General features: G+C 67.4%; 17 protein-coding genes. 8 read left to right on the top strand and 9 right to left on the bottom strand.

Annotated features, from left to right (window positions below):
- Position 1 precedes the first annotated feature (1 nt).
- Entirely contained in the window at positions 2-433 is a 432-nt protein-coding gene (gene rplK / locus IQ292_RS16695) for a 50S ribosomal protein L11 (RefSeq protein WP_203311463.1), read from the bottom strand.
- A 400-nt stretch (positions 434-833) separates the two neighbouring features.
- On the opposite strand from rplK, the gene IQ292_RS16690 reads away from it, so the two are divergent.
- Entirely contained in the window at positions 834-2,687 is a 1,854-nt protein-coding gene (locus tag IQ292_RS16690; protein ID WP_338057650.1) for an alpha/beta hydrolase family protein, read from the top strand.
- A 17-nt stretch (positions 2,688-2,704) separates the two neighbouring features.
- Here the strand turns inward: IQ292_RS16690 and IQ292_RS16685 are convergent, their stop codons facing one another.
- The 5 genes from IQ292_RS16685 to IQ292_RS16665 all read right to left on the bottom strand — a co-directional run bounded on the left by IQ292_RS16685 (position 2,705) and on the right by IQ292_RS16665 (position 8,725).
- Positions 2,705-3,409: a phosphocholine cytidylyltransferase family protein gene (locus tag IQ292_RS16685; RefSeq protein WP_203311461.1), complete on the bottom strand. Its 705-nt coding sequence runs from the start codon at positions 3,407-3,409 to the stop codon at positions 2,705-2,707.
- Positions 3,410-3,414: 5 nt separating this feature from the next.
- Complete coding sequence (locus tag IQ292_RS16680) at positions 3,415-4,506, bottom strand: inositol-3-phosphate synthase (protein WP_203311460.1); 1,092 nt, start codon at positions 4,504-4,506, stop codon at positions 3,415-3,417.
- Positions 4,503-5,363: a CDP-alcohol phosphatidyltransferase family protein gene (locus IQ292_RS16675; RefSeq protein ID WP_203311459.1), complete on the bottom strand. Its 861-nt coding sequence runs from the start codon at positions 5,361-5,363 to the stop codon at positions 4,503-4,505. The genes IQ292_RS16680 and IQ292_RS16675 overlap by 4 nt, the downstream gene beginning before the upstream one ends.
- A 169-nt stretch (positions 5,364-5,532) precedes the next feature.
- The gene (locus IQ292_RS16670) at positions 5,533-7,590 is read right to left on the bottom strand and encodes an NAD(+) synthase (protein ID WP_203311458.1); all 2,058 of its coding nucleotides are present in this window, start codon (positions 7,588-7,590) and stop codon (positions 5,533-5,535) included.
- Positions 7,591-7,732: 142 nt separating this feature from the next.
- Positions 7,733-8,725, bottom strand: a complete 993-nt coding sequence (locus tag IQ292_RS16665) for an alpha/beta hydrolase (RefSeq protein WP_203311457.1) — start codon at positions 8,723-8,725, stop codon at positions 7,733-7,735.
- A 248-nt stretch (positions 8,726-8,973) separates the two neighbouring features.
- On the opposite strand from IQ292_RS16665, the gene IQ292_RS16660 reads away from it, so the two are divergent.
- The 7 genes from IQ292_RS16660 to IQ292_RS16630 all read left to right on the top strand — a co-directional run bounded on the left by IQ292_RS16660 (position 8,974) and on the right by IQ292_RS16630 (position 14,951).
- Positions 8,974-9,321 (top strand): ArsC family reductase, encoded by a 348-nt coding sequence (locus IQ292_RS16660; protein ID WP_203311456.1) that lies wholly within the window; start codon positions 8,974-8,976, stop codon positions 9,319-9,321.
- A gap of 137 nt (positions 9,322-9,458) precedes the next feature.
- On the top strand, positions 9,459-9,893 hold the full coding sequence (locus IQ292_RS16655) for a hypothetical protein (RefSeq protein WP_238941196.1): 435 nt from the start codon (positions 9,459-9,461) through the stop codon (positions 9,891-9,893).
- Positions 9,894-9,918: 25 nt separating this feature from the next.
- Positions 9,919-10,779: a 3-methyl-2-oxobutanoate hydroxymethyltransferase gene (gene panB / locus IQ292_RS16650; protein ID WP_203311455.1), complete on the top strand. Its 861-nt coding sequence runs from the start codon at positions 9,919-9,921 to the stop codon at positions 10,777-10,779.
- Between the two features lie 97 nt (positions 10,780-10,876).
- The gene (locus IQ292_RS16645) at positions 10,877-11,617 is read left to right on the top strand and encodes a tetratricopeptide repeat protein (RefSeq protein ID WP_203311454.1); all 741 of its coding nucleotides are present in this window, start codon (positions 10,877-10,879) and stop codon (positions 11,615-11,617) included.
- Positions 11,614-12,948, top strand: coding sequence for an outer membrane protein assembly factor BamB family protein (locus IQ292_RS16640; protein ID WP_203311453.1), 1,335 nt, complete (start codon positions 11,614-11,616; stop codon positions 12,946-12,948). Before IQ292_RS16645 ends, IQ292_RS16640 begins: the two co-directional genes overlap by 4 nt.
- Before the next feature lie 117 nt (positions 12,949-13,065).
- Positions 13,066-14,439, top strand: coding sequence for a ribosome biogenesis GTPase Der (gene der / locus IQ292_RS16635; RefSeq protein WP_203311452.1), 1,374 nt, complete (start codon positions 13,066-13,068; stop codon positions 14,437-14,439).
- Between the two features lie 110 nt (positions 14,440-14,549).
- Positions 14,550-14,951 (top strand): Hpt domain-containing protein, encoded by a 402-nt coding sequence (locus tag IQ292_RS16630; RefSeq protein ID WP_238941195.1) that lies wholly within the window; start codon positions 14,550-14,552, stop codon positions 14,949-14,951.
- Positions 14,952-15,089: 138 nt separating this feature from the next.
- Here the strand turns inward: IQ292_RS16630 and purL are convergent, their stop codons facing one another.
- The 3 genes from purL to map are packed head-to-tail and all read right to left on the bottom strand — an operon-like array spanning position 15,090 to position 18,631.
- Positions 15,090-17,318, bottom strand: coding sequence for a phosphoribosylformylglycinamidine synthase subunit PurL (purL, locus tag IQ292_RS16625; RefSeq protein ID WP_203311450.1), 2,229 nt, complete (start codon positions 17,316-17,318; stop codon positions 15,090-15,092).
- Between the two features lie 36 nt (positions 17,319-17,354).
- The gene (locus tag IQ292_RS16620; protein WP_203311449.1) at positions 17,355-17,795 is read right to left on the bottom strand and encodes a DMT family transporter; all 441 of its coding nucleotides are present in this window, start codon (positions 17,793-17,795) and stop codon (positions 17,355-17,357) included.
- Positions 17,796-17,803: 8 nt separating this feature from the next.
- Positions 17,804-18,631: a type I methionyl aminopeptidase gene (gene map, locus IQ292_RS16615; protein WP_203311448.1), complete on the bottom strand. Its 828-nt coding sequence runs from the start codon at positions 18,629-18,631 to the stop codon at positions 17,804-17,806.
- Positions 18,632-18,645: the final 14 nt, after the last annotated feature.

The following is an 18,645-nucleotide window of genomic DNA, read 5'->3' as shown; positions in this document are numbered from 1 at the left end:
CTTAGCCCTCCACCACTTCGAGGCCCATTGCGCGGGCGGAGCCTTCGATGATCTTGGTCGCAGCCTCGATGTCGTTGGCGTTCAGGTCCTTCATCTTGACCTGCGCGATCTCGGAAAGCTTCGAGCGCGCGATCTTGCCCGCCGACACCTTGCCCGGCTCCTTCGAGCCCGACTTCAGGTTCGCGGCCTTCTTGATGAGATAGGTCGCCGGCGCGGTCTTGGTCTCGAACGAGAACGAGCGATCCGCATAGACGGTGATGACGGTGGGCAGCGGCGTGCCCTTTTCGACGTCGCCCGTCTGCGCGTTGAACGCCTTGCAGAATTCCATGATGTTCACGCCGCGCTGACCCAGCGCCGGGCCGATCGGCGGCGAGGGGTTGGCGGAGCCCGCAGGCACCTGCAGCTTGATGTAGCCGGTAATCTTCTTTGCCATGTCACTCTCTATTCCGGGCCGGCGAACCGGCCCATTTCAAGTCGAGCGGTCGTGACGGGCGATGGGTTGCCCCGGCGCCCTGCCGCTTGGTTTTTCCAGCCATTGGTTGGAAGCGCGGGCGCATAGCGGAAAGGGGGGTGGGAGGCAAGGGGCGCGGCGCGCGTGCGCGCATGGGCCGCTGCCACGCGGTCTTGCGAGGCCATCTTGCGAGCCGGCTGGCCCCGGGTATGATCCGGAAGGCGCGATTTACCGCGCCCCGGGGGGACAACAGATGAAATGGAAGGGGAGCGTCTGCGCGCTAGCGATCGCCGTGGCCGGAACGGGGCCTGCATCCGCGCAGACAGCGGCGTCAAAGGATGAGGGTGGATCGCTGGCAGAACGCTTCGGCGCGCGGGAATCGGTGCGTGACATCAGTCTTGCGCCCGATGGCGGCCACCTTGCGGTGGTCGGCGCCGGGGCCGGGCGCAATACGATCGTCATCACGGACACGGCGACCGGGCAGAGCCGCCAGATCGGCGGCGGATCCGGCGGTCCGCTACAGCTCACCAGCTGCGGCTGGTCGTCCGCCCAGCGGCTCGTCTGCCGCTATCGCGGGATCAGCGAGCTTAACGGTCTCAAGGTAGCGTACACGCGGACGATCGGTTTCGACATGGACGGCGGCAATGTCCGCTACCTCGGCCGGCGCGCAGGATCGGATGCGCTGCGCGCCAGCCAGTTCGACGGCGACGTCATCGACTGGCGCGGCGGCGACGGCTCGGTGCTGATGACGCACGACTTCGTTCCCGAGGGGAGCACCGGCACCATCATCGCCAGCAAGGGTGATGGCCTGGGTGTCGAGATGGTCGATACCCGCACCGGCCGCGCGTCCACCATCGAGACGCCGTCGTCGAACGCGACCGACTATATCGCGGACGGTCTGGGCAATGTCCGCATCCGCGTCAGCGCGACGCGCGGCAGCGATGGCGTGATGACGGGGCAGACCATCTACCAATATCGCCTCGCCGGCAGCCGGTCATGGCGTACGTTCAGTCAGTCCACGCCGGACAACAATGTCCTCGAACCCGTCGCTGTCGACGGCACCAGTAACGTCGCTTATGCGGTGCGCTCGCTGAACGGCCGCAAGGCGCTGTATCGCGTCGCGCTCGACGGCACGATGAAGGAGGAGCTGGTATCCAGTAATCCGGAGGTCGATGTCGCCGCGGTGGTGCCGATCGGCCGCCGCGGGCGCATCATTGGCGCGACCTACGTCACCGATCGTCGTCAGGTCGACTATTTCGATCCTGACTACCGCAAGCTGGCCGCTTCGCTGGCCAAGGCTTTGCCGAAGACGCCGTTGATCCGTTTCATGTCCGCCAACGCCGACGAAAGCCAGCTGCTCGTCTTCGCCGGCAGCGACGTCGATCCGGGCGTCTATTATCTGTACACCAAGGCGAACAAGCATCTCGACACGCTGGCGCTGGCGCGACCCGAGCTGGAGGGGCTGCCACTGACCGAGATGAAGCCGGTTTCCTATACCGCCGCCGACGGCACGAAGATCCCCGCCTATCTGACGCTGCCGCCTGGCGGCAAGAACAAGGGCCTTCCGACGATCGTCATGCCGCACGGCGGACCGAGCTATCGCGACGAATGGGGTTTCGACTGGCTCGTCCAGTATTTCGCGCAAGCCGGCTATGCGGTGCTGCAGCCCAACTTCCGCGGATCGAGCGGCTATGGCGACGCCTTTTTCGCCAACAATGGCTTCCGGTGGTGGAAGACCGCGATCGGCGACGTCACCGATGCCGGTCGTTGGCTGGTCAAGGAAGGAATCGCCGATCCGGCAAAGCTCGCGATCGTCGGCTGGTCGTATGGCGGCTATGCGGCATTGCAGGCGAACGTCGTGGATCCCGATCTGTTCAAGGCTGCGATCGCGATCGCGCCCGTCACCGACCTTGCCATGACCAAGCGCGAGGCCATCGGCTTCGACAACGAGAAGCTCGTGGCGATGCAGGTCGGCTCCGGTCCCGCGATCGCAGAGGGATCGCCGGCGCGTCACGCCGACCGGTTCAAGGTGCCGGTCTTGTTGTTCCACGGCGACCAGGACATCAATGTCGGCGTCGACCAGTCCAAGGCGATGAACGCGGCGCTGCGCAAGTCGGGCAAGGACAGCACCTTGGTCGTCTTCCCGAAGCTCGACCACCAGCTCGACGATGCCGCCGTTCGCGCGAAGATGCTGGCGGACAGCGACGCCTTCCTGCGCAAGGCGATGAAGATGTGAAGGGGGGAGCTGGCGGTTCAGGCCGCCAGCTTGCCCTGCCAATCCTCGGCATGGGCGAAGGCGGGGGCGTCGTCGACGTCGATCCATGCAAGGTCGCTGCAATCGACGACGCGCGCGCGCCCTTTCCCGGCAAGGGCGCGAACCCCATCGGTCAGCGACGGGCTATCGAGGCCAGCCAGCACATCGAGGAATCGCGGTCCGATCGCGAAGACGCCGGTATCGTAGCAATCGTGCGGGGCCAGCCCCTTGCCGATGGCGACGATACGGTCGTCCTTGGTCGCGACGCAGGTTACGTCGAGCGGGTCGACCCAGGGATGGCCCAGGCGCCGGTCGATACCCAAGGTAAGGCCCTTGCCCGGACCGGCCTTAGCCAGACGACGGTAGTGGCGCGGCTGGACGAGGTGATCGCACATCGCCATCACCGCGCCGTCCGGGCCGATCCAGTCGCGCGCGGCGAGCGCGGAAACGCCGTTGGGCTGGTGCCAGTCGGTCATCACCACCGCGACCGCCAGCGGCCAGCTGCGCGCGACCAGATGCGCGGCGATCGCGTCCGCTCCGTAACCGAGCGAAACGATCGCGCGGGTCAGTCCGGCTGCCGCCATGCCTTCGAGCGCATGGTCGATCAGCGGCCGACCCGCGACGGGACACAGCGGCTTGTACGGCGCGACACCGCGCAGCCGGCTGCCGGCACCGGCGGCGAGCAGCAGGCCCGTGGTCAGCATGCGACTCAGGCGGCCTTGATGAACGCCTCGACCTCGGCGTGCGCGATGTCGTCGGTCATCTGCGTGCGGGGGTGCTTGCAGAAATAGGCGCTGGCCGGATCGATCACGCCCTTCAGACCACGGTCACGCGCGATCTTGGCGCAGCGGATCATGTCGATGGCGACGCCCGCACTGTTCGGCGAATCCTCGACCGACAGCCGCAGCTCGAGGTTCATCGGCACGCCGCCGAACAGCTGCCCCTCCATACGCAGGAAGCAGACCTTGTTGTCGTTCTGCCACGGCACATAGTCCGACGGGCCGATGTGGACGTTATCGTCCTCCAGCCGCTCCGCGGCAACGGACTGCACGGCCTCGGTCTTCGACACCTTCTTGGATGCAAGGCGGCGATGGTTGGCCATGTTGAGGAAGTCGGTGTTGCCGCCGGTGTTGAGCTGGTAGGTCCGGTCCAGCTTCACGCCGCGCTTCGCGAACAGATCGGTCAGTACGCGATGGACGATCGTCGCGCCGAGCTGCGCCTTGATGTCGTCGCCGATGATCGGCACGCCCGCCGCCTCGAACTTCGCCGCCCATTCGGGGTTCGATGCGATGAAGACGGGGATGTTGTTGACGAAGGCGACGCCCGCCTCGAGCGCGCATTCGGCGTAGAATTCGGTCGCTTCCTGGCTGCCGACGGGCAGGTAGTTCATCAGCACCTCGGCGCCGGAGCGCTTGAGCTCGGCGACGACATCCGCCTTCGAGGGCTGGGTGTCGTTGGCGACGACGAAGGTCCGCTCGTCCTTGTAATCACCCATATGGTCCGCGACGCCGTCCAGCACCGCGCCCATCCGCACGATCGTGCCCGTCGCGGATACGTTCGGCGCAAAGACGGCGGTGCAGTTCGGCTTGGCGAAGATCGCCTCCGCCACGTCCTTGCCGACCTTGCGTGCGTCGACGTCCCAGGCCGCGACGACCTTGATGTCGCTCGGCTTGTAGCCGGCGACCTCCCAATGCATCAGGCCGATCGTGTCGTTGGTGCCCTCGCGATAATATTCGAGGCCCTGGACCAGCGAGCTGGCGCAATTGCCGATTCCGATGATCGCGATGTTGATGGACGTCATGATTGGCCCTGTTCACTGGAAAGGAAGGTTGGAACGGGCGCGTTGGCGTGGACGAAGCCACGCTCGACGCGCCGGTGTCGGTAGAGGCCGATCGCGCAGATCGCGCTGAGCGGCAGGATTTCGAACCACCAGAACAATGACGGCCGCGCGGCGAGGCAGGCGAGCACGATCGCGAGCACGCGGACGTTGGCGGTAAGCAGCGCCTCAAGCCGCATCACCGGCACCGCACGCGCCGCATAAGCTGCGGCGAAAGCCTCGCGGTCGGATGCAGCGGCGTAGCGGCGCTCGAACGGCATCGCCGCGCGATCAACCGCCAGCGCGACGGAATCATAAAGCCGCACGAACCAAGGGCCCGTCGGCGTCGGTGCGGAGGCCAGCGGCTGGCCGCGGACACGCCGGTGGAAACGCGCGCGTTCGCCCTCGTACAGGCTGGACTGCACCGCATGCGCGGCGCCGGCAAGAACGGCGAGCACCCAGGCCTCGACGGTCCCGATCGAGAAGGCGAGCGAGAGATAGATGAGCGTGAAGACGCCATGATCGCACAACCCGTCGAGGATGCGCCCGATCGCGCTGGCGGTGCTGGTGGCGCGCGCGATCATGCCGTCCAGCCCATCGGCGACCAACCAGACGACCGCGAAGACGAGCCCGACGATGGCCGCGGCCGGATGGTGCCATTGCGAAAAGGCCGCCGCCGCCATGCCGCCGCTGAGTAGTCCGACGATCGACACGCTGTTGGCCGACACCCGCCAGGCCAGCGCGCGCCCCAGCAAAGCGTGGGCCGCCGGGTGGATCAGGTAGAGGTTGGATGGGTCCTCGATCCGTCGATCGCGCGAGCCATCCCGCGGCGGGGTTGTCATCGGACTGTCACCTTGCGCTCATAGCTTCATCAGCGCAAGCACCTAGGGCAAGGGTGTTGCCCATCCCGTCGCATCGCACGTCCGCCCCCGTTGCATGGAGCCACCTGGCATAACCGTACCGCCGGCATCGTTCCGAACGGCGCGGTGGCTCTGTGCTATTGCGCGCCGGTCAGGGGACGTTGGCGCACAGTTCCGCCAGCCACACCGCTGCCGTGCCGTCCGATGGGGCGCGCCAGTCGCCGCGCGGACTGAGGGCGCCGCCCGCCGATACCTTGGGCCCGTTGGGAAGCGCAGACCGCTTGAATTGGCTGGTCTGGAAGAAACGGACGATGAAGCGCTCCAGCCAGTGCCTGATCGTCGGCAGATCATAGGCCGTCCGCGCGTCGGCCGGGTAATCGGCCGGCCAAGCACCCGCCGAGGCGTCGCGCCAGGCGTGCCAGGCGAGGAACGCGATCTTCGACGGGGCGAGACCGTGGCGGATCACATAATGCGCGAAGAAGTCGTTGAGGGCGTAGGGACCGATCAGCTGTTCGGTCGACTGCATCGCGCCCGTGTCGGCGTCGGCGGGAATCAGTTCCGGCGAAATCTCCTGCGCCAGGATGTCGTCGAGGATACGATTGGTGGCGTCGTCATACTGGTCGGTGCGGATGCACCAGCGGATCAGGAACTGGATCAGCGTCTTGGGCACGCCGGCATTGACGGCATAATGGCTCATCTGGTCGCCGACGCCATAGGTGCACCAGCCGAGCGCGAGCTCGCTCAGGTCGCCCGTACCGAGCACCAGCCCGCCGCGCTGATTGGCGAGGCGGAAGAGATAGTCTGTGCGCAGGCCTGCCTGCACGTTCTCGAACGTCACGTCATAGACCGGCTCGCCGCGACCGAAGGGATGACCCATGTCCTCCAGCATCCGCTGCGCGGCGGGACGGATGTCGATCTCCTCCGCGCCCGTGCCGAGCGCGCGCATCAGCGCCCAGGCATTGCCTTTCGTCGTGTCGCCGGTCGCGAAGCCGGGCAGGGTGAAGCCGAGGATGTCGGTTCGCGGCCGTCCCAGCCGGTCCATCGCCTTGGCCGCGACGATCAGCGCATGCGTCGAATCGAGCCCGCCGGAAACCCCGATCACCAGCGTCTTCGCGCGTGCCGCATCGAGCCGCTTGGCGAGCGCCTCCACCTGGATGTTGAACGCCTCGTAGCAATCCTCGTCGCGGCGGGCGGGGTCGTTGGGGACGAAGGGGAAGCGGCGGATGCGCCGCTCGAGCCCGATGTCGCCGGGCACGGGACGAAGGGCGAAGACGATGCGGCGGAACCGCGTCTCCGGATGCCCCGCGAGGATCGCCGCATCGTTGAACGTGCCGTTGCGAAGCCGCTCCTGCGCGAGCCGTTCCAGGTCGACGTCCGCGACCGTGATGCCGCCGTCCCGCGCAAAGCGGTCGGATTGCGCGATGCGCTCGCCGAGTTCGTGGATCAGGCCCTGACCGTCCCAGGCGACATCGGTGGTGCTCTCCCCTGGCCCGGCGGCGCTGTAGACATAAGCGCACGACAGGCGCGCGGATTGTGCCGCCGCCAGAAGGTCGCGCTCGCGCGCCTTTCCGATGACGATATTGGAGGCCGAGAGGTTGCAGCAGACCAGGGCACCGGCGAGCGCGCCGACCGTGGAGGGCGGCGTCGGCGCCCAATAGTCCTCGCAGATCTCCGCATGGACGACGAAGCCGGGCAGGTCGTCGGCGGCGAAGAGCAGATCGGTGCCGAAGGGCACGTCGGCGCCGCCGAGCCGGATCGAAAGGCCCGCCAGGCCCATGCCGCTCGCGAACCAGCGCTTTTCGTAATATTCCCGGTAGTTCGGCAAAAACGTCTTCGGCACCACGCCCAGGATTGCGCCGCGCGCGACGGCGACGGCGCAATTGTAGAGCCGTCCCTCGCGCACCAGCGCGGCGCCGACGAGCATCAGCGGCGCGAGATCGCGTGTGGCCTCGGCGAAGGCGACGACCGCGGCGGCGCTGGCCCGCTGCTGCGCGGTCTGGAGATGCAGATCGTCCAGGGCGTAGGACGTGAGATTGAGCTCGGGAAAGACGACGAGATCGACGCCGCGCGCGTCCGCATCCTTCGCCAAAGCGACCGCCGCCGCCAGATTGGCCTCCACGTCGCCGACGCTGGCGCGCGGCGTGGCGGCGGCGACCCGCGCGATGCCGTGGCGGTGAATCGAGGCGAAGGCGGCAGGGTCGGCGGTCATGGCGTTCCGATGCTAGGGGCGGGGGAAGCGTAGGGGCAGGGGGCGGGGGGATCAACTCGCGCCATGGGCGCCGGGTTCTCGGCGATCAATCGCCCAACGGCCACTCTGCCGCCGCATGCCCCCAGCCGCACGTACCTGATGGTCAGCCCCAACACCTTGCAAGGAACCGGGATATCTCCCGGTCGAGGTCCTTGTCCTCCGGCGTGCTTCCCGTGAAACCGCCGTGCGGCATCGCCTCGAAAACGTGCAGATCGGCCGCCACGCCCGCATCGCGCAGGCGGCGATGCAGGCGCACCGTATTGGACAGGAACAGGTCGCGGGTGCCGGTCTGGAGCAGCGTCGGCGGAAACCCCATAAGATCGCCGAACAACGGCGACAATAAGTGATCTGAGAGGTCGGCGGCGCCGGCATACAGCCGGTTGCTGGCCATCAGAGATCCCGGCAACACGACATCGATCAGGCGGTTGGTCTGAAAGCTGTCGCCCGATTCGGTGAGGTCGACCTCCGGCGAAAGCAGGATCAACCCAGCCGGCATCGCAAGCCTCTCAACCTTGGCGCGCAGCATGAGGGCTGCGGCGAGGTTGCCGCCCGCGGATCGTCCGGAAACGACGATGTGCGCCGGATCGTAGCGGGCGAGCAGATCGCGATAGGCGGAAACGGCATCGTCCAGCGCGGCGGGGAAGGGGTATTCGGGCGGCATCCGGTAATCGACGCCATGGCAGACCACGCCATGGCGATGCGCCATGCCGCGCGTCTGGATACGGCAGGCTTCACCGCCACCGAACACAAAGGCGCCGCCGTGGAAATCCAGCAATACCCGCTCGGCGTAGAGGGCCTCGTCGGGGGTGGCGACATGGATCGTTGCGCCTTCCGTCCGGATCGTCTCGACGCGGTCGCGCAGCGTAGCCGCCAGCGCATCGGTCGCGGCGGCATAATGCTGTTCCGCGATCGTCTTGAGCGCCATCCATCCGTCGTGATCGCTTGGGAGCGGCATCATATGGCGGGCGTTATGAGGCACACCATCCTCGCCGATCTGGCGCGCCAATGCGGCACGCGCCTGGTGACTGATCGACGCGGGAATGGGGATCCGTCGCGCGGGGACGGCGACGCCGCCCCTCTTGTCATGTTCATCCATAACGACCTCACCAATTACCGGTCGGCCACGGACTGTCGTTCAGGACAATCGATCGAACCGCCTGCGACGCCTAAAGCAGAGATGCTCCGCTACACTCCTGCCTTGCCCCGGCGGCGCGGGCGTGCGGCAAGAGGCCGCCCGTGCAGCGCCTGCGACCTGCCGCGTTCCGCTTTATCGGGGAGACGATCGGCTGACGCGCCGCTTACGCTGCGATAGGGGCGGCGCCAACACGACCTTGGGGAAGCACGATGACGGTCACGCTCTATGGCATCAAGAACTGCGATACGATGAAGAAGGCGCGCGCCTGGCTCGACGCGCATGGGGTAGCCTATACTTTCCACGATTATAAGGCGAAGGGCGTTGCTGAGGCGCGCGTTCGCGGCTGGGTCGATCGGCTCGGCTGGGAGACGGTGCTGAACCGCGCGGGCACGACCTTCCGCAAGCTGCCGGATGCGGAAAAGACCGCGATCGATGCGGACAAGGCGGTCGCGTTGATGGTCGCCCAGCCCTCGATGATCAAGCGCCCCATCCTCGAGCATGGCGATGCGCTCGCCGCCGGGTTCACGCCGGAGCGATACGCCGCGCTCTTCGGATAAACCCCACGCCGGGCCCAGGATCAGAGCGCCTTCCGTCGACGCGGGGAGCTTGGGGGCTGGCGGCGAGGGCTTATCGCCTCCACTTGCGTCGAGGTCGCCGATTGCGCACGTTCGACGGCAAAGGGGAGGGGGAAATGATGACAAACACGCCGCGAGTGACGTTGTGGTTTCGGATCGTCACGCTGCTGCTCATCGCCTGGGGGCTCGTCGGCTGCTTTGCCTGCATCCAGCAATTCCGGCTGGGCGCCGAGGCGATGGGGCCGGCGACGGAGTATCAGCGCGCGCTCAATGCGTCGCTGCCCGTATGGTACAATGCGGTCTACGCCGTCGCCACCGGGACCGCCCTGCTGGGGGCGTTCGCACTGCTGCTGCGATCGGTTCTCTCGATCCCGCTTTTCGCGATTTCGCTGGTCGCGGTGCTGATCCAGTTCGGATGGCTGTTCCTCGCCACCGACATCGTCGCCGTCCGCGGGGCGGGGCAGGTGATGCCATTCCCGGCATTCATCGCCGGGGTCGCCGCTGCGAGTCTCTGGCTGGCGCGCCATGCCCGCGCCCGGGGCTGGATCGCGTGAGCGGGCGCGCCTAGAAGCCTCGCTCATGTCCACGACCTACACGCTCGACACCGCCACCAGCCGCGCCACGCCGACGCCCGTGCCGCTGAAGCGGCTGACCGTGCCAGCCATTCTCCGGCGCAAGGGTGGCGAGCCGCTGGTCATGCTGACCGCCTATACGGCGCGCACCGCGCAGCTGCTCGATCCCCATTGCGACATGCTGCTCGTCGGCGACAGCCTGGGTCAGGTTATCTATGGCCTGCCCTCGACGGTGCCGGTGACGCTCGAGATGATGGCGGCGCACGGCGCGGCGGTGGTGCGCGGCAGCTACCATGCGCTCGTCGTCATCGACATGCCGTTCGGCAGCTACGAGGCTTCGCCGGCGCATGCCTTCGACAGCGCGGCGCGGCTGATGAAGGAGACGGGCGCGGCCGCGGTCAAGCTGGAGGGCGGCGAGGCGATGGCCCCGACCGTCCGCTTCCTCACCGAACGAGGCATCCCCGTATGCGGGCATGTCGGGCTGACACCGCAGGCGGTCAACGCGCTGGGCGGCTATGGCGCGCGCGGGCGCAGCGCGGCGGAGGCGGCGAAGATCGTCGCCGATGGCAAGTCCATCGCCGACGCTGGCGCCTTCGCGCTGGTGATCGAGGGTGTGATGGAGCCGATCGCGATCGCCCTGACGCAGGCCGTCGCCTGCCCGACGATCGGCATCGGTGCGTCGGCGCACTGCGACGGACAGGTGCTGGTCGCCGAGGACATGCTCGGCATGTTCGAGCGCACGGCGAAATTCGTGAAGCGCTACGACGATATCGCCGGCCGCATTTCCGCCGCAGCCGAAGCCTATGCCGGCGAGGTGCGTGCACGGACCTTCCCGGGCGCGGAACAGGTCTACGTGCCAAAGGAGTAAGCGTCGCGCAGCGATGCCGACCACTAGTCTTTCGTTTCGTTGCCGGCGCGGCTACAAGTCGGCGCTCTCCCCATTCCCCGCCTGACCGGAGCCCGTCTTGGCCCTGACCCCGAATACCAACGAAGCGTTCCTGCGTGAGGTCGACGACGAACTGCGTCGCGACCAGCTGCTCACCTTCTGGGAACGCTACGGTCGCGCGCTCATCGGCGCGATCGTCGTCGGCCTCGCGCTGTTCGCGGGCTTTCTGTATTGGCAGCATCGCAAGACCGTGGCGGCGGGCGTCGCCGGCGAGCAGTTGCAGATCGCCTACGATTCGCTTGCCGCGCAGCAGCCCGCGAAGGCAGCGCCCGTGCTGGCGGACCTCGCCAAGTCGGACCGCCCCGGTTACAGTGCGCTGGCCCGTTTCACCGAGGCGGATATCCTGCTTCAGAAGAACGACCTGAAGGGCGCCGCCGCCAAGTTCGCCGCGATCGCGGCGGACACGCGCGTCGCGCAGCCGTTTCGCGACCTCGCGCTGGTCCGCCAGACCAGCGCGGAGTTCGACACGCTCAAGCCGCAGGTCGTGATCGAGCGGCTGCGTCCGCTCGCCGTCGCCGGCAACCCCTGGTTCGGCAGTGCGGGCGAAATGGTCGCGATGGCTTATCTCTCGAGCGGCCGGCGCGACCTCGCCGCGTCGCTGTTCAGCCAGATCGGGAAGGAAGACACCGTTCCCGAAACGCTCCGTCAACGCGCGGTTCAGATGGCCAGCGTATTGGGATCGGATGCATCCGCCGTTCCCGCCGCGGCGAACGTCCGCATCGTCAAGCCCGCGACCAGCAAGGAAGCCCAAGCGAAATGACACCTAAGTATCGGGCGTCCGTCGCGCTCGCCGCGCTGATGGCGCTGTCCGCCTGCGGCGTCTTCAAGGGCGGCGGGCCGAAGCGCACGCCGACGGTCGGCGAACGCGTGCCGATCCTCTCGTCGGAAAATGCGATCGAGCCCGACCGGTCGATCGCCGACATCCAGGTGCTGCTACCGGCGCCGGCCGCTAATGCGGATTGGCCGCAACCGGGCGGCAATCCCGCCCACTCGCTGGGCCAGCTGGTGCTCGCCGACAGCCCGACGCGCCAGTGGCAGGCGTCGATCAACGGCGGATCCAATCGCGAGCGGCTCGCCGCGGCGCCCGTGGTCGCGGACGGCAAGCTGTTCGTCGACGACGTCACCGCGACGGTCCACGCCCTGGCCGCCGACACGGGCAAGACGCTTTGGTCGACCAGCCTGACCGAGGGCAAGGTCAACCGCGCCGCGCGGTTCGGTGGCGGCGTCAGCTACGATTCGGGCAAGGTCTATGCCACCGACGGCCTGGGCGACGTCGTCGCGCTCAACGCCGCGGACGGCAAGGAAGTCTGGCGGAGCAAGCCGGGCGGCCCGCTGCGCGGCGCGCCCACCGTCGCCAACGGGTCCGTCTACGTGCTCAGCCAGGACAACCAGATCTTCGCGCTCAGCGACGCCGACGGCAAGGTGCAATGGGTCCAGTCCGGCACGCTGGAGAGCCAGGGCGTCTTTGGCGTCGCGGCGCCCGCGTCGAGCCAGGGTACCGTCGTCGCCGGCTTCTCGAGCGGCGAGCTCAACGCCTATCGCTACGAGAACGGTCGCGTGCTCTGGGGCGATGCCCTGTCGCGCACGTCGATCACCACCTCTGTCTCCAGCCTGTCCGACGTCGACGCCAGCCCGGTCATCGACAACGGTCGCGTCTATGCCGTGGGCCAGGGGGGCCGCATGGTCGCGCTCGACCTGGCGACCGGCCAGCGGCTCTGGGAGCAGAATTTCGCCGGCATCTCCACGCCATGGATCGCGGGCGAGTGGCTGTTCGTCGTCACCGACGATGCGCGCCTGATCTGCCTCGCGCGGTCGAACGGCAAGGCGCGCTGGATCGCGCAGCTGCAGCGTTTCGCCAACGCCAAAAAGAACAAGGGCGCGCAGGTCACCTGGTTCGGCCCGGTGCTCGCAGGCAATAAGCTGGTGCTGACCAACTCGCTCGGCGATGTCGTCTTCGCCAATCCGAGCGACGGCAGCGTCACCGGGCAGATCGACGGCAAGAAAAAGGAGGGCTACGCCCTGCCGCCGATCGTCGTCAACGGCACGCTGTACACGCTCAACCAGCGGGGCCGGATCACCGCCTACAAGTGATCGCTGCCCGTCAGGGGTGACGACGGGACGTCGCTCGGCTAGGGGCGTGGTTTGAATGCCGCCCCCGACGCCTTGCGGGCCCGTTTCGGGTGGCGGCGGCTGCCCTAGGACTCTGTCATGTCTCGTCTTCCCAACGTCGCGATCGTCGGCCGACCCAATGTCGGCAAGTCGACGCTGTTCAACCGCCTCGTCGGCAAGAAGCTGGCGCTGGTCGACGATCGGCCCGGCGTGACGCGCGACCGGCGCGAGGGTGATGCGCATCTGCTCGGCCTCGACTTCCGGGTCATCGATACAGCCGGTTACGAGGACGAGGATCCGCAGACCCTTCCCGGCCGCATGCGGCGGCAGACCGAGGCGGCGGTCGCCGAAGCGGATGTCGCGCTGTTCCTCGTCGATGCGCGCGCGGGAATCGTGCCGCTCGACGAGGAGATCGCACGGTGGCTGCGCGGATCGACGACGCCGATCGTCCTTGTCGCCAACAAGGCGGAAGGCCGGGCGGGCGAGGCCGGTATCATCGAGGCGCTGAGCCTCGGCTTCGGCGATCCGGTGCAGATGTCCGCCGAGCATGGCGAGGGCATCGCCGACCTGTTCGAGGCGATCCTGCCGCATGTCGAGCGCGAGGACGACGAGGCGTTCGAGGATGAGGAGGACGAATCACCCTCCGCGCCGCTCAAGCTCGCGATTGTCGGCCGGCCGAACGCCGGCAAGTCGACGTTGGTCAACCGCATTCTCGGCGAGGAGCGGCTGATCACGGGGCCGGAGGCCGGCATCACGCGGGATTCGATCGCGATCGACTGGATCTGGCACGACCGCGACGGCAATCCCCGTCAGGTGCGGCTGATCGACACGGCGGGCATGCGCAAGCGAGCCAAGGTGCAGGACAAGCTCGAGAAGCTTTCGGTGGCGGACGCGCTGCGCGCGGTCGATTTCGCCGAGGTCGTGGTGCTGTTGCTCGACGCCACGCTCGGGCTGGAGGCGCAGGACCTGCGCATCGCGGACAAGGTGCTTGAGGAAGGGCGGGCGCTCATCATCGCGCTCAACAAGTGGGACGTTGCCGAAAACGCCTCGTCTCTGTTCAACGGCGTCAAGAAGGCGCTGGAGGACGGCCTCAGCCAGGTGAAGGGCGTCACGCTGCTCACGGTGTCCGCCGCGACCGGCAAGGGGCTGGACGTACTGATCCAGGCCGCGTTCGAGACCCGCGAGGCATGGTCCAAGCGCGTGCCCACCGGCGAGCTGAACCGCTGGTTCGAGCGCGCGATCGAGGCAAATCCGCCGCCCGCGCCCGGCGGCAAGCGGATCAAGATGCGCTACGTGACGCAGGTGAAGACGCGGCCGCCGAGCTTCGTGATCTTCGGCACCCGCGTCGACCAGCTCCCCGCCAGTTACGAGCGCTATCTGGTCAATTCGATGCGCAAGGAGCTCAATTTCGGCGCTGTGCCCGTCCGGCTGACGCTGCGCGCGCCGAAGAACCCGTTCGACCGCAAAGATTGAGCGACGACGGAAACGTCATGTTTACTACCGCTACGCTACATCCGCCGAAATGAGGGTGGGCCATCGCGGCCGCCCATGGGAGGTTCGCGGTGTCGTTTGAAGGCAGCACGTTGGTGGATTGGACCGTATTCGCGCGCGCGCGCAGCGAACTCGGTGCCGGTTTCGTGCGCATTCTCGGCTATTTTCGCGAGGATGGCGTCAAATCCGTGTCGGCGATCGAGCAGGCGATGCGCGCCAAGTCGGCCGCCGCCATGGTCATTCCCGCCCATACGCTGAAAGGCGAATCACGCCAATTCGGGGCTGAGCCGCTCGCGGTGCTGGCAGAGACGATCGAAGAGATCGCGCGCGATTGCGTCGAGAAACACGACACGTGCGACGAGGCGCTGGAGCATGTCGTGCGGTTGCGTCCACTGTTCGTCGAGACGCTGGCGCTTCTGGAGCGCGAGGCGAACCCGATCGTCCAGCGCCGTCCGCTCGCGGGCGCGGGCGGATTCGGCCGCAAGCTATCCTGACGTCTGCCGCGGGGGAACGCGCCCGCCGCGCGAACAGGGCCCGCCGGCCGCAAACGATCGGCCCCGCACAGCAAGGCCTGATCGAGCGGCCGCGTCGCCGACAATGCAACGCGCCAATCCGCGGCCGCGTTATTCCGCTCAGGCCAGCGTCGCGTCGGTGCCCATCAGCGCCGGGAAGAAGGCCTCGTGCGTGCTGCGCAGGTCGGCGAGGCTGACCACGTCGTCGCGATCGGGCCGTTCGAAGATAAGCCGCTTGCCACCGGTCCGACCGAGCGGCTCCGCGTCGACACCGGCGGCATGCGCCTCGCTGAGGAAGTCGACGAGCGCGTGGTCGTGCACGGTGACGACGTAGACTCCCTGGTCTTCCGCAAAGAAGGAACGGGCGCAGCCGAACGGCTGCTTGCGATCGATCATCGCGCCGACGTCGCCGGCCAGCGCCATCTCCGCGATCGTCACCGCGATGCCGCCGTCGGATACGTCATGGACGGCCGACAGATGCCCCTGCTCGATGCCGTGACGGATCAGGTCGCCGGTGCGGCGCTCCGCGTCGAGATTGACCGGCGGGGGCGGGCCGGCATCCTTCCCCTCGATGCCGTGGCATTCGCGCAGGTACAGCGACTGGCCGAGATGGCCGCCGCGCGTACCCACCGCGAGGATGACGTCGCCCGTCCCCTTGAACGCGATCGTCATGTTGCGCTGCCAGTCCGCCAACAGGCCGACGCCGCCAATCGCGGGGGTCGGCAGGATCGCCGAACCGCCGCCGGTCGCCTTCGATTCGTTGTAGAGGCTGACGTTGCCCGACACGATCGGGAAATCGAGCGCGCGGCACGCGTCGCTCATCCCCTCGAGACAGCCGACGATCTGGCCCATGATCTCGGGCCGCTGGGGATTGGCGAAGTTCAGGCAGTTGGTAACCGCGAGCGGCTTGGCGCCGACGCTCGTCAGGTTACGCCACGCTTCCGCAACCGCCTGGCGGCCGCCCTGCACCGGGTCGGCGAAGCAATAGCGCGGCGTGCAATCGGTGGTGATCGCCAGCGCCTTCTGCGTGTCGTGGACGCGTACGACCGCCGCATCGCCGCCGGGCCGCTGGACGGTGTCGGCGCCCACCATGTGGTCATATTGTTCCCAGATCCAGCGCCGGCTGGCGACATCGGGCGAGCCGATCAGCGTCAGCAGGTCCTTGGCGATGTCACGGCTCTCGGGCAGCTCCGCGGGCATTGCCGGCGGCACGGTCGGCACGTGCGGGCGATCGTAGAGCGGTGCGTCGTCGGCGAGCGGTGCGAGCGGGATGTCGCATACGACTTCGCCATGATGCTTCAGCACCATGCGGCCCGTGTCCGTGACATGGCCGATCACCGCGAAGTCGAGTTCCCACTTGCGGAAGATCGCCTCCGCCTCCGCCTCGCGGCCGGGCTTCAGCACCATGAGCATTCGCTCCTGGCTTTCCGACAGCATCATCTCGTACGCCGTCATGCCAGTCTCGCGCTGCGGCACGTCGTCCATGACCAATTCGATGCCGACTCCGCCCTTCGACGCCATCTCTACGCTCGACGAGGTGAGGCCGGCCGCGCCCATGTCCTGGATCGCGACGATCACGTCCGTCGCCATCAGCTCAAGGCACGCCTCGATCAGCAGCTTCTCGGTGAAGGGGTCGCCGACCTGGACGGTGGGACGCTTCTCCTCCGCGTCCTCGCCGAAGTCGGCGGAGGCCATGGTGGCGCCATGGATGCCGTCGCGGCCGGTCTTCGATCCGACATAGACGATCGGATTGCCGATGCCACTGGCGGCGGAATAGAAGATCTTGTCGGTGTCGGCGACGCCGACCGTCATCGCATTGACCAGGATGTTGCCGTCATAGGCCGGGTGGAAATTCACCTCGCCGCCGACGGTCGGAACGCCGACGCAATTGCCGTAGCCGCCGATGCCATGGACGACGCCCGCGATCAGGTGGCGCATCCGGGGATGGTCCGGCCGGCCGAAGCGCAGCGCATTCATGTTCGCGACCGGCCGCGCACCCATGGTGAACACGTCTCGCAGGATGCCGCCGACGCCGGTCGCCGCTCCTTGATAGGGTTCGATATATGACGGATGGTTGTGGCTCTCCATCTTGAAGATCGCGGCCTGGCCGTCGCCGATGTCGATGACGCCCGCATTCTCGCCGGGGCCGCAGATAACCTGCGGGCCCGTTGTCGGCAGCTTCTTCAGATGGATACGCGACGACTTGTAGGAACAATGCTCGGACCACATCACCGAGAAGATGCCCAGTTCGACCAGATTGGGCTCACGGCCGAGCGCGTTCAGGACGCGCTGATATTCCTCGGGGGACAGGCCGTGTTCGGCGACGATCTCGGGCGTGATGGCGGTCATGGCCGCGCCCTTTAGGCGAGCGCGGCGGTTTCGTCACTAGCCGCGGCGCATCAGCACGACACCGCCGATGACGAGCGCGGCACCGGCGAGGCGGGGCAGGGTGACGGGGTCGGTCTTCAGACCCAGCAAGCCGAAATGATCGAGGAGCAGCGCGGTCGCCAGCTGGCTGGCGATCGCGATCGTCAGCGCCGTGGCGAGGCCGAGCCGTGGCGCCGCGAACGCCATGGCGGCGACGAAGCCGGCCCCATAGAATCCGCCGAGCCACGCCCAGCCCGGCGCGCCCTTCAGCATCGTCGGCGCGGTGCGGTCGAACGCGGCCCATGCCACAGCGAGCGCGGCCGACCCGATGACGAAGGAGACGAGCGCGGCGAGGACGACCGACCCCGATGTCCTGGCCAGCGCGGCATTGGTCGGTGCCTGCGCAGCGATGCCGATACCGGCGAACAATACGGCGATCAGCGGAAGCAGGGCGGCCATGCCGCCTGTTACGCGTAAGGCGGCTGGGTGTATCCCTTCGGACTCAGCGTGAAGATCTCGCAGCCGGTTTCCGTGATGCCGATCGAGTGCTCGAATTGCGCCGAGAGCGAACGGTCGCGCGTCACGGCGGTCCAGCCGTCGTCGAGCAGCTTCACGTCGGGCCGGCCGATGTTGATCATCGGCTCGATCGTGAAGATCATGCCGGGTCTTAGCTCCGGACCCGTGCCCGGCTTGCCGACATGCACCACTTCCGGCGCGTCGTGAAACAGGCGGCCGAGACCATGCCCGCAGAAGTCGCGCACGACGCCATAGCGATGCTTTTCGGCGTGGCGCTGGATCGCGTTGGCGACGTCGCCCATGTGGTTGCCGGGCCGGGCCTGTTCGATGCCGAGCATCAGGCATTCGTAGGTCACCTCGACCAGTCGCTTGGCCTTCAGCGGCACGTCGCCGATCAGGAACATGCGGCTGGTGTCGCCGTGCCAGCCGTCGACGATCGGCGTGACGTCGACGTTGACGATGTCGCCCGCCTTCAGCGTCTTTTCGGAAGGAATGCCATGGCAGACGACATGGTTGATCGAGATGCACGTCGAATGGGTATAGCCGCGATAGCCGAGCGTCGCGGGCACGCCGCCGTTCGCCGTGATGAAGTCGTAGATCAGCCGATCGAGCTCCGCGGTCGACACGCCGGGCACCATGTGCGGCACGAGCATGTCGAGCGTCTCTGCGGCGAGGCGTCCCGCCTTGTGCATGCCGGCGAAGGCGGCGGGGCCATGCAGCTTGATGGCGCCGGTGCGCCCCTCCGGCGCGTCGGAGGTCACGGTCACATATTCGGTCATCAAGCCCATATAGC

This window comes from Sphingomonas beigongshangi, from assembly GCF_016820445.1.
Lineage (GTDB): Bacteria > Pseudomonadota > Alphaproteobacteria > Sphingomonadales > Sphingomonadaceae > Sphingomonas > Sphingomonas beigongshangi.
Note: the sequence above shows the minus strand (reverse complement) of the source record. Positions and strands in the feature narration are given on the sequence as shown.

Bases quoted from the DNA above. Each gene is read 5' to 3' on its own strand.
- IQ292_RS16640 (WP_203311453.1), top strand. From the start codon at position 11,614: ATGACACCTAAGTATCGGGCGTCCGTCGCGCTCGCCGCGCTGATGGCG.
- IQ292_RS16675 (WP_203311459.1), bottom strand. From the start codon at position 5,363: ATGACAACCCCGCCGCGGGATGGCTCGCGCGATCGACGGATCGAGGAC.
- rplK (WP_203311463.1), bottom strand. From the start codon at position 433: ATGGCAAAGAAGATTACCGGCTACATCAAGCTGCAGGTGCCTGCGGGC.
- IQ292_RS16660 (WP_203311456.1), top strand. From the start codon at position 8,974: ATGACGGTCACGCTCTATGGCATCAAGAACTGCGATACGATGAAGAAG.
- IQ292_RS16685 (WP_203311461.1), bottom strand. From the start codon at position 3,409: ATGCTGACCACGGGCCTGCTGCTCGCCGCCGGTGCCGGCAGCCGGCTG.
- IQ292_RS16680 (WP_203311460.1), bottom strand. From the start codon at position 4,506: ATGACGTCCATCAACATCGCGATCATCGGAATCGGCAATTGCGCCAGC.
- IQ292_RS16670 (WP_203311458.1), bottom strand. From the start codon at position 7,590: ATGACCGCCGACCCTGCCGCCTTCGCCTCGATTCACCGCCACGGCATC.
- map (WP_203311448.1), bottom strand. From the start codon at position 18,631: ATGACCGAATATGTGACCGTGACCTCCGACGCGCCGGAGGGGCGCACC.
- IQ292_RS16665 (WP_203311457.1), bottom strand. From the start codon at position 8,725: ATGGATGAACATGACAAGAGGGGCGGCGTCGCCGTCCCCGCGCGACGG.
- panB (WP_203311455.1), top strand. From the start codon at position 9,919: ATGTCCACGACCTACACGCTCGACACCGCCACCAGCCGCGCCACGCCG.
- purL (WP_203311450.1), bottom strand. From the start codon at position 17,318: ATGACCGCCATCACGCCCGAGATCGTCGCCGAACACGGCCTGTCCCCC.
- der (WP_203311452.1), top strand. From the start codon at position 13,066: ATGTCTCGTCTTCCCAACGTCGCGATCGTCGGCCGACCCAATGTCGGC.
- IQ292_RS16655 (WP_238941196.1), top strand. From the start codon at position 9,459: ATGACAAACACGCCGCGAGTGACGTTGTGGTTTCGGATCGTCACGCTG.
- IQ292_RS16620 (WP_203311449.1), bottom strand. From the start codon at position 17,795: ATGGCCGCCCTGCTTCCGCTGATCGCCGTATTGTTCGCCGGTATCGGC.